Consider the following 15,373-nt stretch of genomic DNA (forward strand, 5'->3'; position numbering starts at 1 on the left):
AAAGTTATTAAATAATAATTTTTATTTGCATCATAAGACAAAGTTTGCATATAATAAAAGAGAAAAGCAATTTATTTGGAGGTTAATATGTTTCAAGTCATTAGAGATAAAGATAATTGTTACTATAATAGTGTAGATGGAAGTTGGAAACCTTCTAGAACAGGTAAAACCATTAAAATTTTTTCACCTATAGACGGCCAGTTTATTGGTATGGTGCCAAGTATGACAACTGAAGAAGTAGATGAGGTTATGGCATCAGCTAAGGCTGCGCAAAAAACTTGGAAAGAAACACCTCTTATTGAGCGTGCGAAAGTGCTTAATCAAGCAGCTTTCTTATTAAGAGAACATAAAGAAGAAATTGCTAAAGTTCTTGTTAGGGAAATTGCTAAAGATATTAAATCAAGTATTGCAGAAGTAGAACGTACGGCGGACTTCCTTCTCTTTACAGCAGATGCAGCTAAGCAGATGAAAGGTGAAATGTTACAAGCAGATGCTTTCCCAGGTTATGGCACAAATAAAATGTCCTTTATTAGCCGTGAACCGCTAGGAACAGTACTTGCTATTTCGCCTTTCAACTATCCAGTTAACCTATCTACTTCTAAAATTGCACCTGCTTTAGTAGGTGGAAATACAGTAGTGCTTAAGCCACCTACACAAGGGTCTATCAGTACACTCCACCTTGTAAGAATCTTTGAAATGGCAGGCGTTCCAAAGGGAGTGCTGAATACTGTAACAGGTAGAGGGAGTGAAATTGGTGATTATGTGGTAACACATAAAGATGTTGATTTTATCAACTTTACAGGTAGTACAGAAATTGGTCAGCATTTAGCAAGTATTTCTACTATGAAACCACTTCTTATGGAACTTGGTGGTAAGGATGCAGCTATTGTATTAGACGATGCAGACTTAGATTGGGCAGCAAGCAATATTGTATCAGGTGCTTTCTCTTACTCAGGACAACGTTGTACAGCTGTTAAGCGTGTGTTAGTAGATGAAAAGGTAGGGGATACACTGGTAGAGAAAATAAAAGAAAAAGTAGATAAGCTTGTAGTGGGTGATCCATTTGATGAAAAGACAGTCATTGTACCACTGATTTCATCTGCTTCAGCAGACTTCGTAGAAGAACTTATAAAAGATGCTCTCGATAAAGGTGGCAAGCTTCTTGCAGGTGGTAAACGTGAAGGGAATACGATCTATCCAACACTTATTGACCATGTAACTGAAGAAATGAGACTGGCATGGGAAGAACCTTTTGGGCCAGTGTTGCCAATTATTAGAGTAAAGGATATAGATGAAGCAATAAGAATTGCTAATGAATCTGAATATGGACTTCAATCTTCTGTATTTACAAAGAACATTGATAAAGCCTTTGGTATTGCAAGAAGATTAGAAGTTGGAACAGTTCAAATTAACAATAAGACAGAAAGAGGACCAGATCACTTCCCATTCTTAGGGGTTAAATCATCTGGTATGGGTACACAAGGTATTCGTTATAGTATTGAAGCTATGACAAGACCAAAAGCAACAGTTCTTAATCTTATAGATCACATATAAAAAGAGGCCTTAGGGTTTTAGTGTTGCATTAAAATAAAATCTACTTGTTGACAACGCTTACGCTTATAGATGCCACTCTTTGACAGTAAAAAAATAAGCCTCCATGTGGTTTAATTATGTTTCCGAGACATAATCCACAGGAGGCTTATTTTTATGTTACAAACTCATACTAAACTAGTATTCACAGAATTAATAGGGGAAATTTCAGCCAGTTTCCTTAAAAGCACTATTAAAAAATATGATGGGAATTACAGAACTCAACACTTTGATACGGAGTCACACCTCTACAGTCTCCTTTATTCCAATTTTAGGAACTGTAAAAGTTTAAGGGAACTTCAGACTGAGCTATCTTCTAACCAAAAGCTCAATCACTTAATCAATGTTCCAAGCCTTTCACAGTTTTCAAGAAAAAATGCCCTGAGGGATTATAGAATTTTTGAAGATATTTTCTATCACCTTATGAATAAAGCTAAAAGGCATTTTGGTGAGGTTAATCTTTTTAAAGACAAGTTTCCCATCAAGATTATGGATGCTAGTGTGATCCTAGTCGCACTCAAGTTGGCACCTCATCTGCAAATGGACAAGGATCATGCAGGTATTAAGTTTAACACACTCTTTAATGGTGAATTCCCTGAAAAAATAAACATCTGCAAAAGCAAAGTTAATGATAGACGCTGTAAGGATGGGTTGATAGAAGATACTGGTTGTATCTATCTGTTTGACAGAGGCTATTATGACTACAAATGGTATGACCAACTTACAGACAAAGGCATCAAGTTTGTTACACGAGGGGTTAAGAATGCAGTGGTCATGGATGAGGAATTTTTAGGATCAGAGAAAGAAAAGGATATTTACGATTCTATCATTCGAATGGGGACTACCGTTAGCAACAAGCTGACAGTTCACAAGTACCGGGAGGTAATGACTTTTACAGAGGATGGTGAACCTATTACCTTTATTACCAACATCTTTGACCTTACAAAAGAAGAAGCCATCTTACTGTACAAAAAAACGATGGGAAATAGAACTTTTCTTCAAATGGATTAAGCAAAATCTACGAATTAAGAAATTCATTGGGTATAATGAGCATGCCATAAAGATTCAAATATTCTCAGCTCTTATCACGTACATGCTCATTTATTTAAAATGCAAGATATATAGACAAAATGTGAAATACGAAATGCTGAAGATTACAAGAATACTTCGTTTAAATTTGCTAGAAATTTGGGATGATAGGCTTCAGGCACAACTTTGTGTGACATAGGCCCTATAAAAAATGAATCTAAGTTCAAGTAACTACGCCATAAGTCTATACTTTTTTAGGTATTTGCCCATGGCAAAAGGGTGAGAATCAACATTGCTTGATTTTTACCCTGTTGTCAATATGCATATATTTCATAAATGCAACACTAAAGGCCTTAGGGTCTCTTTTTTATATTTTAGAGATGCTCTAAGTTTCTAGAATATAAAGGGGGATGGGGGTATTCTCGGTTTCTTTAAGGAGAGTGTACTTCTCACTACTGAATGGAACTTAAAGCTTCTAGCAGAAGAAATGTGAAGATAGCTAGCTTATTGTGAAATATTTTAAATAGTATATAATGATGCAAAAATAGCTTGTTTATGCTATAATGAATTAAGGGTAAAATTTTATTTTATTGTACTAATTTAACCTGATAATTCTATAATTGGAGGGGTTATTATGAAAAATAATATAGCGATTACCATCAATAGAGAGTTTGGCAGTGGAGGAAGACTTGTAGGTGAAAAGTTAGCAGAGGCTTTAAATATGAAGTTTGTAGATAAGCTCATGTTAACTGAAGCAGCGAAACTTATGGGTGTAACAGAAGAACACCTTAAAAGCTTTGATGAGAAAGCGCCTTCTGTCTGGCAAGTATCGAGTGTCAATATGGGCAGTTATCATGGTATGAGTGTGCCTTATTATTTTTACAGTGTGACAAACAATGATTTATATATTACCCAGGTTAATTTAATTGAAAAGTTAGCAAAAGAAAATAGCTGCATCTTTATAGGAAGATGTGCCAATGTAGTACTTGAAGATTATCCTAAACGTGTATCAGTCTTTTTATATGCAGATAAGGATTTTAAGAAAAGGATGATAGAAGAGATTTATCATTTTACCAATCTTAAAGATGTGGACAAAGAAATTAAAAGAATAGATAAAGAACGTTCTACCTACTATACCAATTATACAGGTTATAAGTGGAGAGACCCACATCAATATGATTTGATGATTAATACAAGTGATATAGGTATAGAAAATACAGTTAAGCTTATACAGTCTTATGTAAAAATGAAATATGGAGCAATTTAAAAGAGGGGGAAACGCCTCTTTTTTTGCAGTTTTAAGATATTTTATTTGATGAATGGTAATAAAAATTAGTATAGATGTTAAAAATAAGATATAATAAAGTTTAAAGCAATAAAGAAGAGGTGACGGAATGTCAAAAAAAGAAAAAAACTATGATGAGCTTTATCAAACGCGAAAAGAAAAAATTACGCAGTTTATTCATACACCACAATACCAACCTTTAAAAATAAAAGAGTTTGCCATGTTCTTTCATGTATCAACAGAAGATAGACATATACTTGAACAAATACTTGGTGAGTTAGTCGCAGAAGGTAAGTTGATTCGCAATAAACGTGGCAAATTTGTAACACCTAAAGCTTTAAACTTAGTAACAGGTGTTTTTACAGGCCATGCAAAAGGTTTTGGGTTTGTAACCGTAGAAGGCGAAGAGAAGGATATCTTCATTCCTGCATCAGGTGTAAATGGAGCGCTTCATAAAGATACAGTCATGTGCCGTATTACAAGACCAGCAGCAGGTGAGAAGCGTGCAGAAGCAGAAGTTATTAAAATTATTGAACGTGGTCCTCAATGTATCGTAGGAAGATATGAGGAAAGTCAGAATTTTGGATTTGTTGTGCCGGATGAAAGTAAATATGCAAGGGATATCTTTATTCCAAAGAAATTTTCTAAGGGAGCAGTTACAGGCCATAAGGTACTCGTTGAGATTATAGATTGGGCAGAAGAAAAGCGTAATCCAGAAGGTAAGATAGTACAGATTCTCGGGCATATTAATGACCCAGGTGTAGACATCCTATCTATTATTTATCAGTTTGATCTGCCAACAGAGTTTTCAGATGAAGTCATGAGAGAAGTCGAGCAGATACCAGCTGAAGTAGCAGATAAAGATAAAAGAGGCCGTATGGATCTTAGACATGTGCCGATGGTAACGATTGATGGTGAAGATGCTAAAGACTTAGATGATGCCATCTCTATTGAGAAACTGGAAAATGGTAGATTCCGTTTAGGCGTACACATTGCCGATGTTACCCATTATGTAAAAGAAAAAGCACCATTAGATAAGGAAGCTCTTGAGCGCGGTACAAGTATTTACTTAGTAGATCGTGTTATTCCCATGCTTCCACATAAATTAAGTAATGGTTTATGTTCACTTAATGCAGGGGTAGACCGCTTAGCATTAAGCTGTATTATGGAAGTCGATCAAAATGGTCATGTACAAAGTCATGAAATTGCTGAAACAGTTATTAAGATAGATGAACGTATGAGCTATACACAGGTTAAGAAAATCCTAATGGACCATGATGAAGAGCTTATAGCAAGATATAAAGACTTTGTACCTATGTTTGAAACGATGGAAGAACTAGCAGCTATTTTAAGAGATAAACGTATGAAACGTGGGGCTGTAGACTTTGATTTTGAAGAGACAAAGGTTATTTTAGATAAGGAAGGTCATCCAATAGACATTAAACCTTACGATAGAAACGTAGCAACACGTATTATTGAAGAGTTTATGCTTCTTGCTAATGAAACCATAGCAGAAGATTACTTCTGGCAAGAGAAACCTTTCGTATATCGTACCCATGAGGATCCAGACCCAGAAAAAATTGAAGCATTAGGAGAATTTTTAACGAACTTTGGCTATACAGTAAAAGGTCATACGAAAACCCATCCAAAAGATATGCAGAAAATCTTAGAAGAGATTGAAGGTAAACCAGAAGAAAACATTATTAGTCGTCTTCTTCTTCGTTCTATGAAGCAAGCACGCTATAGTGGTGAGTGTACAGGACACTTTGGTCTTGCTGCTAAATATTACTGTCACTTTACATCACCTATAAGACGTTACCCAGACCTTCAGATTCACCGTATTATTAAATATAATCTACATGGTAAAATGCATGGGGAAAAGGAAAAGAAAATGTTTGACCATGTAACAGAGGTAGCCAAACAATCTTCAATGCGTGAAAGAAGAGCGGAAGAGGCAGAAAGAGAGACCATTAAACTTAAGAAAGTAGAATATATGGAAAGTCATATAGGTGAAATTTTTGACGGTGTTGTGACAGGAACAACTTCATGGGGGATTTATGTAGAACTTCCAAATACAGTTGAAGGCCTTGTTCATGTAAGTGAAATGGATGATGACTATTATATCTATGATGAACCAGGTCATAGATGGATTGGTGAACATACCAAGAAGATTTACCGATTAGGGGATACAGTAAAAGTAGAGCTTTTAAGTACAAATCGTCTTACAAGAACAATGGATTTCCGATTTGTTGATGATGAAGGAGAAGACGAAGAGGAGTAAAAAGAATAAAGAGGATGAAAACGTGCAAAATAACTAAAGTTGCACGTTTTTTTGTATTTTTAAATGGATTTAATTTATTGAAAATAATGAGTAGATTTGATAAGGATGGTAAAAGCTAAATTTAATTTAAATAAACATTAAAACGGTTAATATTATATAAATATTGAATTTGAGTTAAAAAAACGAGAATCTTTACTAAGTGATTGACTTTATAGGAGGCATCTATTAAGATAAAACATGGTAAACAAAATGGGAAATTTATGTCGATTAGGTAAGCGACGTTTTAAATTTTGACAATGATAACAAGATGAGGTGCGAATGAATGGGAATTAGATTAGAAAATCTAGTAGTAAAATTTGGCGATTTTACTGCCATTAATGACTTAACAATTCAGATTCCAAAAGGTAAATTAATTTCACTTCTTGGTCCATCAGGTTGTGGGAAATCAACAACACTTTTTACAATTTGTGGTATTCACAAGCCAACAAGTGGAAAAATCTATTTCGGAGACCGTGATGTAACAGGTCTTGAGCCAGAGAAATTAGGTATTGGTCTTGTGTTCCAAAACTATGCCTTATACCCACATATGACTATTAGAGAAAATATTTTATTCCCTCTTAGAAATTTAAAATGGGATAAAAAAGAAGCAGAAGAGCGCGTACTCGAAGTAGCTAAAATCGTTAAGATTGATGGCCTTTTAGATCGTAAGCCAGGGCAACTTTCTGGTGGTCAACAGCAAAGGGTAGCTATTGCACGTGCACTTGCTAAAAAACCAGAAAACCTTTTATTAGATGAGCCTTTATCAAACCTTGATACAAAGCTTAGAGTAGAAACACGTCAAGAAATTCGTCGTATTCAACAAGAAACAGGTGTTACAGCTATCTTCGTAACACATGATCAAGAAGAAGCTATGAGTATCTCAGATCAAATCATCTTAATGAAAGATGGTAAAATTCAACAAGTATCTACACCTACGGACATTTATATGAACCCATGTAACAAATTCGTTGCATCTTTCATTGGTAGTCCAGCAATGAACTTTATGAGACTTGATGTTAAAGAAGGAGTAGGAACAGTAGAAAAATGCATCTTTAATGGGCTTCCAAAAAATAAAAAATCTATTGATTTAGGTTTTAGGGCGGAAGATATGGAAGTAAGTGAAGATGGATTTGAAACAACTGTTCAAACTGTAGAAGTTTTAGGTAGAGAAAGACTTCTTACTCTAGAATTTAACGGAGAAATTTTCAAAATGCTCGTAGACAAAGAGTTTATGATTGCTGAAGGTACTAGACTTTGTGTAAGACCTAAAGTAGGAAAAGCTTATGTATTTGATACTGAAACAGAGGAGTTCATTACAAAATGCTAAATAATAAAGGGAAAAAGAGTTATAAAGGCTACTTATACTTATTACCAGCCTTGCTTGTATTAAGTGTATTTGTCTTTTATCCAATTATTAATGCTATTGTATTTAGTTTTGATGAAACTAAAGCTGTAGGTTATGTATTTGGTTTTGGAAGTTATAAATATTTATTTGAAGATAAAAGATTCTTACAATCTTTAGTGAATACTGTTATTTATGCTGCAGTTGTGCCAGCTTTATCTGTAGGCCTTTCACTTATGATTGCCAATGCACTTGCAAACCTTAAAAATGAAAAACTTAAAGGGATATTCCAAAGTATTTATTTCTTGCCATATGTAACTTCACTTGTAGCAATTGGGGTTGTATGGTCATGGTTATTTAATGGCCAATATGGTATTATCAACTACTTATTAGGTTTTATTGGAATTGATCCAATTAATTGGTTAAGTGATCCTAACTGGGCAATGCCTGCACTTATTATTTTCTCTGTATGGAAGAGTTTAGCCTTTAATACACTTATTCTTACAACAGGGATTGCATCAATTAATCCGCAGTACTACCAAGCAGCTAAAATTGATCAAGCAACAAGTAGTACTATATTTAGAAAAATTACAATTCCACTTGTATCTCCAATTATTCTTTATACTTATATCATCAGCTTAATTGCTGGATTTAAAGTATATACAGAAGTATTTGTTCTCTTTAATGGACGTACACTTGATGGACGTGTATCAACAGTAGTTATGTACATTATTGATAGATTCTATGGAGATCAAGACTTCCCTCTTGCTTTTGCAGCAGCGGTAGTACTTCTACTTATTATTTTAACAGTAACATTTGTCCAAAGAACAATTGCACGTAATAAGGTGCATTACTAGAAGGAGGGCGTTATGGAAAAGAAAATGAACATAAAAGTAGCATTAAAATATTTTCTTCTAACTTTATTTGCTATTGTAACGCTATTTCCATTCTACTGGATGATGGCGTCTTCACTTAAAACAGCGTTTGAGGTTATTCAAACTCCTCCAACACTTGTGCCAAATGAATTTATGTGGGAAAACTATAGCATTGCTTTAACAATGGCTCCGTTTGCCAGATATTTTATTAATACAGTTATCGTAACAGCTTTAAGTATTGTAAGTTCAGTAATTGTAGCAATTCTTGCTGCATTTGCCTTTTCTCATCTTGAATTTAAAGGAAGAGATTTTATCTTCTCATTATTCCTTGCTTCTATGATGATTCCAGGTGAGGTATTAATTATTACAAACTTTAAAACAATATCAGCATTAAGATGGATGGACACATATCAAGCGCTAGTAGTACCTTACATGGCTAATGTGCTTTACATTTATATGCTTAGAGAATTCTTCCTTAAAATCCCTAAACAACTTTACTTTGCGGCTAAAGTTGATGGAGCAAATGACTGGAAATTCTTATGGAAGATTATGGTTCCGATGGCGAAAGGTTCTATTATTACAATCTGTATTTTAGTAGGGATTAACTCATGGAATTCATTCTTATGGCCACTTCTTGTAACAAATAAAGAAGAAATGAGACTTTTATCAAACGGTCTTACAGCATTCCAATCAGATGCAGGTAACCGTTATGAGCTCTTAATGGCAGCTTCTACAATTATTACGATTCCAGTTATGATTGCCTATATCTTCCTTCATAAGAAAATTATGAACGGTATTACTGTAGGCGGCGTTAAAGGTTAAAATTTATATACATTTATATAAATTACACAAATAAACTTTGTATGAGGTGAAAACAAATGAAAAGAAAACTATTTGCATCTGCAATGACAGGTATTCTTGCTGTTTCTGCATTAACAGGTTGTGCGTCAGGTGAAGTAACTCCTAATGAAGGAAATGAAGCACCAGTTGCAATCGAAATCCCAGATATGACTGAGCCAACATCAATTGAAATGTGGCACTTTATGTCAGGAAAACAACAAGAAGTTCTTCAATCAATTATTGATGAATTTAACGCAACAAATAACATGAATATTACTGTAAGTGCAGTAGCACAAGGTAAAATTCCTGATCTTAACAAAAAAGTAATTGCAGCAGAGCAGTCAAATACTTTACCAGCAATTATTAACGTATACCCAGACCTTGCTACAGGCCTTATTGAAAAAGGTGCTATTTATGATATTGGTGCTTTTGCATCACATCCTGAAGTTGGTATGGAAGCAGAACTTAAATCAGATTTCGTTGAGGCATTTATTGCTGAAGTATCACAATGGGATGGCAAACTTTATGGTATGCCAATGACAAAATCAACAGAAGTTATTTATGTAAATAAAACATTATTAGAAAAAATTGGTTATACAGAAGCAGACGTTCAAGGTATGACAATGGATAAATTAGCAGAGATTTCTAAAGCTGCTAAAGAACAACTTGGTATTGCAGGTTTTGGATATGATAGTGGTTCAAATGGATTTATTTCTACATTAAAAATGGATGGTAAAAATTTCGTAGATCTTGATGGAACAATCAATGTAGATAATGAATGGGTTAGAACATTCATGGACTTCTATAAAGAACAAGTAACAAACGGTTACTTCCGTACTCCAGGTGAAGATGGTTTCTTATCAGGACCATTCTCTAATCAACAAATGTTAATGTACCAAGGATCAACAGCAGGTGCATCATTCATTGATACAAATGGTCAATTTGAATTAATTGCTGTAGAGCCAGCTTACTTTGAAGGTAAAGACAAAGCAGTTATCCAACAAGGTGGTTCATTATTTGTAACAACTGATGTAACACCACAAGAACAATATGCTGCTTACGAATTTATTAAGTTTGCAACAAATACAGAAAACACAGCTAAATTTGCAACAGAAACAGGATATCTTCCAGTACGTAAATCAGCTGCAGAAACAGATATCGTTAAAAATGTATTAGCAGACCCAGAAGCTGTATATGCAAAAGTATACCCAGTAGCTCAAACAGCTTTAGGTTATGCTTACTATACACCAGCAGTTAACAATGCACAATCAGCACGTAGCACAATTCAAGAAAAATTTGAAGCATACGTAAATGGTAACATTACAGATATAGAAGCATTCATCCAAGAATCTTTAGCAGAAGTTGGTACATCAATCCAACGTCAATAATAATAGAAAAGCCACAAGTCTTTGAAAGATAAAGACTTGTGGCTTTTATTTTTACTTTTTTATTCTCACATTACCTAAAAATTATCTTAAAATGATTGAACTAATAGATAAAATCAACAAGCTTATAAGGAAATATAATAGATAGAGTTTATTAAATATCCATAAATAATAATTATAAACTTGTTTATAAATTTAGTTGTGAAATCAAATCTGCTTGATATATAATTTACATATATATATTTACCTAATTGTATCTATCAAGCATTATTGCTAGATACATTAGGTAAATGATAATTGTCAAGAATTTTTTTAGGAGATAAAAATATGTCAAAGAAATTTAGATTTAAAAATAGGGTAGCTCTGTGTTTAGCAGGTTCAGTCTTTTTAGGCACAGCAGGGTTACCGAGTATATCTGTAGCTGCTATGGAAGGACAAAGTAGGTTTCTTGATACAAAGGGGCACTGGGCGTCTGATGCTATTGAGAGAATGAGTGAGTACCAACTTGTTAATGGTTATAATGGTTTATTTAGACCGAGCGACCCAATTACAAGAGGGGAGATGTCCATTATTATTGACCATATTATGGGATATCAAAAAGAGGCAGACAACATTTTTATTGATTTAGAGGAAGCCTTCTATACAGATGCAGTGCTCAAAGCTTATGAAGCAGATCTTTTACTTGAGGCAAATGGATTAGTACGTCCTAAAGATAACATTACACGTGAAGAAGTAGCTTTTATGGTGTACAATGCTTTTGATATTGAGTCAAGTCAAGAAGTTTTGAGCTTTTTAGATTCAGACCAAGTTTCACCTTGGGCTATGGAGGCAGTAAATGCTTTGGCAGCAGAAGGGATTATTGTAGGAAGTGAAGGAAAGTTTAACCCTCAAGCTCCTATTACACGTGCAGAGGCTGTAACTATTTTAAATAGACTTTTAACAGGGTATTATAATGAAGAAGGTACTTATACAGGTGAAGTAAATGGAAAAGCTGTTATTAGTACTTCAGATGCAAATTTAAAAGATATCGTGATTAAAGGCGATCTTATCATTGCCGAAGGTGTTGCAGAGGGCGATGTAGTTTTAGAAAATGTTGTAGTAGAGGGAAGAACCATTATTAGAGGTGGTGGTGTTAACTCTATTAAGGTACAGGGAGATTCTAAACTTGGTGATGTCCTAATGGCAAAAGAAGGTTCAGCTGTACGTTTAGCTGTATCAGATTCTTCAAAAGTTAATGATGTAACAGTTGGCAAGCAAGCAACCGATGTTGTGGTAGAGGGGCCGATTAATAAAGTAAAAGTAGAAGCAAAAGGTGCAAAGCTGACTGTTCAAAATGCTGATATTCAAGCCATTGAAATCGTAGCAGAAAATGCAAAAGTAGAACTTAAAGGGAAATCAGATATAAACGAAGTTGTAATCAATGGAGATGCAGCCAATACACAAATTGATGTGGCAAAAGATGCAAAAGTGAAAACAGTAAATGCAGAGGCAAAAGCAACTATTGACGGTGCAGGTAAAGTTTCAAAGGTAAATGCTAATGCCAATGATATCATTGTAAAAACAGAGGGTACTGAGGTTAAAGCAGAAAAAGGAACGACAGGTGTTATGGCAGGAAAGGAACCTGTAAAAGGTGGTACTTCTTCAAATACAAGTAAACCAAGTAGTTCAGGTTCTTCAAGTTCTTCAGGATCATCAAGTGGATCCGGGTCTTCAAACAATAATAAACCAGAAGAAAAGCCAGAAGAACAGCCTTTAAGTATTGATAAAGTAGAATCTGTCAAAAATGGTTTAGTACGTGTAACACTTAATAAAGCTACTGATAAGACACTTACAAAAGACCAGTTTAGTATTATTTGTACTGGTGCTGGGAAAGATATGACAGTGTTAAGTGTAAGTACAAAAGATAATAAAGTTTATGACTTAACAACAAGTTATTTTGATGATAATACATACAGCTTAGGTATTATGTTAGAGGATGGAAAACTTATAGAAAAAGACTTCGTAAGTAAATTTGATTGTCCAGAGATTTCTGCCATAGAGATGATACGTACTGATAATAATCATGCAGTATTTAGTTTTGTTTCTGACACAGCAGGGACTTTCTACTATGCACTTGGTAAAGCAGAAGCAGCAAGAACACTATTTAATGAAGAGCCGACAGTTGAAGAATTAATGGAAAAAGGTACAAAAGTGGAGATGAAGTATCAGTATAATGAGCTTCAGATTACTGGTCTTACAGAAAACACATCCTATACTCTATATTATGTAGCTGTAGACCAGGATAATAAAGTAACACCTATAAAGAGTATTCAAATTGAGGCAGAACCAGTTAAGCAACCTGAACAGGGAGAATTTAGTATCGTTAATGCAAAAGGTTTTACGCTTCCAGCAACTGATTTCTTTGTAGAAATGGGTGGTTTTGAGATTGAATTAAATAGAGCAACCAAAGAACCTTTAAAGTTAGAAGACTTTACTATTATTTGCCCTAAAAATGGTAAATTAACATTAGGAAGATTAGAAACAGAAGATAACAAGACATATAAGCTTTATATGAAAAAAGGTTATAATTTTGTATCTGGTACAACTTATAATGCAACCATTACATTTAATAATGGAACACAAGCTAGTAAGAAGTTTTTTGTAGATGTTTGGGTAGATGACATTACTGAATTAGATTTAAAATTAACGACAGATAGTGCACTTCAAGTATCTTTCAAAGCAAAAGAAAATGGAAAAATTTATTATGATGTAACAGATGAAGATCAACAAAATAGTAGACCAAAAGATCCAACTGAACTTTTTGAAAAGGGTCAAGTGCAAGAAATAACAACTGGATATAATAGTTTTCGTTCAGAAGGAATAGTAGCCAAGGAAGGACAATGGTTCCGTTATGCAATAGAGGATGAACTTGGTAATAGAATGACACGCTATGGCTATGAACGCGTTCCAAAATATGTGCCAGAAAATAAACCAGATGAATCGGAAGAATTAAAAGTTACAAATATTGAATTTAAGAAAGATAGTGGTTATTATGGTTATGGTCAAATAGTTATTACATTTAATAGAAAAGTTCAAATTAACTCAGCTAATACGAGAGATGTTAAGATAACAAATGTTGATGGGAAATTTGCTGTAGATGCTCAGTTCGATTACTTTGCACCTACAGATACTTTAAAATTAGACTTGCGAAATGTGAGTGGAATGATAATAAATAGTGGAGAGCATCAACTTACTTTTAGACTTACTTATGAGGGTAAAGATGGAGTGCTAGAAGACAAAATATTTGTTGAAACTTTCATTACAGATTAAATAAAAATATCTTTTTTAGGTAGAGTTTTATAACTCTGCCTTTCATTTTAGTAGTAAGCTAAAACGTTAGAAAGTATTAGATGTACAAGGATATAGGCTATTTTGATAAGTTGAAGAGCTATAGAATATGTGGTACTATTAGGACACTAGAAAACTTATATTATAAATATTTTTTTATAAAAGATATATAATATATAGAATATAAGTAATCAAAAATATTAAAAGGCATATAAAATACCGTTAAGTCATTTAATGCCAATAATAGAACTTAATAAAGGAGTTGCCTTAGGGCAACTCTTTTATTAAGTGAATAGTATTCATTATAGGGAGAAGAAAATGAAAGTAAATAAATCAGTTATACAAGAAATTATTAATAAGATAGAGGAATATGATACAATTGCTTTATTTAGACATGTTTACCCAGATCAAGATTCTTATGGGAGTCAGGTCGCACTTAAAAATATGATCGAAAAAAGTTTCCCGGGAAAAGCTGTTTACTTAATGGGAAAACATGATGAAGATTTAAGCTACATTGGTAAGATGGATGAGCATCAAGAAGAAATTGTACTAGATGAAAAGTGTTTAGCCATTATTCTAGATGTAGGTGATTCTTACCGTATAGATAATCAAGATTACAAAAAATGTGGTTATGTGATTAAAATTGATCATCATAGACCATTTGAAGAAAGATTTGAAGATTTGTCATGGGTAGATATTGAGTATCCAGCGACAAGTTTAATGCTTGTAGACTTACTTATCGAAAGTGAAGGGCGCCTTCAAATGGATAAAGTAGGTAGAGAAGCATTATACATTGGTATTATAGCGGATACAGGACGTTTTGCCTTTGTCTCAAATCCTACACAAATCTTTGAAAAAATTGTTCACATTACTTATGACCTAGATACAAAACCACTTTATGCAGCATACCATAAACGTAAGTTGAACGAGGTACAGTTTACAGGATATATTTATAATAACTTTGAGATTCGCAAAAATGGTGTGGCGATTCTTAAAATCCCGAGAGAAGTATTAGAAAAATATAACATGAATTATATGGTGGCAGCACGTATGGTTAATACACTTCAAGATATTGATGGTATCGTAAACTGGCACTTCTTTGCAGAAACACCAGATGGACAAATTATGAGTGAGTTCCGATCAAACGGACCATGTGTAAATGAAATTGCAGCTCAATATGGTGGAGGAGGACACTTCTTAGCCGGTGGTGCTACACTTGATAGCTGGGATACGGTTGAAGCTATTATTGCTGATTTTGAAGAAAATTGTGGGAAGTTTAAAGCAGAAAATAAATAAGAGATAGATCGCTTGAGGACGCAAGTCTTAAAGCGGTCTATTTTTTATGTAAAAATAATAAGATATCTTAGAGAGGGGGGAATA

Annotated in this window: 11 protein-coding genes; all 11 read left to right on the top strand. The window is 34.0% G+C overall.

Going from position 1 to position 15,373, the window contains the following annotated elements; genetic code table 11:
- Positions 1 to 87 precede the first annotated feature (87 nt).
- On the top strand, positions 88 to 1,554 hold the full coding sequence (locus tag ACLTBU_RS08635) for an NADP-dependent glyceraldehyde-3-phosphate dehydrogenase (protein ID WP_177671468.1): 1,467 nt from the start codon (positions 88 to 90) through the stop codon (positions 1,552 to 1,554).
- Between the two features lie 153 nt (positions 1,555 to 1,707).
- Positions 1,708 to 2,601 (top strand): IS4 family transposase, encoded by an 894-nt coding sequence (locus ACLTBU_RS08640; protein ID WP_412218550.1) that lies wholly within the window; start codon positions 1,708 to 1,710, stop codon positions 2,599 to 2,601.
- Positions 2,492 to 2,818: a transposase gene (locus tag ACLTBU_RS08645; protein ID WP_412218551.1), complete on the top strand. Its 327-nt coding sequence runs from the start codon at positions 2,492 to 2,494 to the stop codon at positions 2,816 to 2,818. Before ACLTBU_RS08640 ends, ACLTBU_RS08645 begins: the two co-directional genes overlap by 110 nt.
- Positions 2,819 to 3,253: 435 nt before the next feature.
- Entirely contained in the window at positions 3,254 to 3,886 is a 633-nt protein-coding gene (locus tag ACLTBU_RS08650) for a cytidylate kinase family protein (RefSeq protein ID WP_177671465.1), read from the top strand.
- A 127-nt stretch (positions 3,887 to 4,013) separates the two neighbouring features.
- Positions 4,014 to 6,185 carry a ribonuclease R gene (gene rnr / locus ACLTBU_RS08655; RefSeq protein WP_337529759.1) on the top strand — a complete coding sequence of 724 codons (2,172 nt, stop codon included), beginning with the start codon at positions 4,014 to 4,016 and terminating at the stop codon, positions 6,183 to 6,185.
- Between the two features lie 322 nt (positions 6,186 to 6,507).
- Positions 6,508 to 7,551 (top strand): ABC transporter ATP-binding protein, encoded by a 1,044-nt coding sequence (locus ACLTBU_RS08660; protein WP_177671463.1) that lies wholly within the window; start codon positions 6,508 to 6,510, stop codon positions 7,549 to 7,551.
- A complete protein-coding gene (locus tag ACLTBU_RS08665; RefSeq protein ID WP_177671462.1) occupies positions 7,545 to 8,423 on the top strand; it encodes a carbohydrate ABC transporter permease in 879 nt (292 codons plus the stop codon). Before ACLTBU_RS08660 ends, ACLTBU_RS08665 begins: the two co-directional genes overlap by 7 nt.
- Before the next feature lie 12 nt (positions 8,424 to 8,435).
- A complete protein-coding gene (locus ACLTBU_RS08670) occupies positions 8,436 to 9,263 on the top strand; it encodes a carbohydrate ABC transporter permease (RefSeq protein ID WP_177671461.1) in 828 nt (275 codons plus the stop codon).
- 56 nt (positions 9,264 to 9,319) lie between these two features.
- Positions 9,320 to 10,669, top strand: a complete 1,350-nt coding sequence (locus tag ACLTBU_RS08675) for an extracellular solute-binding protein (RefSeq protein ID WP_177671460.1) — start codon at positions 9,320 to 9,322, stop codon at positions 10,667 to 10,669.
- Positions 10,670 to 10,993: 324 nt separating this feature from the next.
- The gene (locus ACLTBU_RS08680) at positions 10,994 to 13,975 is read left to right on the top strand and encodes an S-layer homology domain-containing protein (RefSeq protein WP_412218552.1); all 2,982 of its coding nucleotides are present in this window, start codon (positions 10,994 to 10,996) and stop codon (positions 13,973 to 13,975) included.
- 336 nt (positions 13,976 to 14,311) lie between these two features.
- Positions 14,312 to 15,289, top strand: a complete 978-nt coding sequence (locus tag ACLTBU_RS08685; protein ID WP_177671458.1) for a DHH family phosphoesterase — start codon at positions 14,312 to 14,314, stop codon at positions 15,287 to 15,289.
- The last annotated feature ends 84 nt before the right edge of the window (positions 15,290 to 15,373 follow it).

Source organism: Zhenhengia sp., assembly GCF_046966505.1.
In the GTDB taxonomy this organism is placed as follows: Bacteria; Bacillota; Clostridia; order Lachnospirales; family Cellulosilyticaceae; genus Zhenhengia; species Zhenhengia yiwuensis.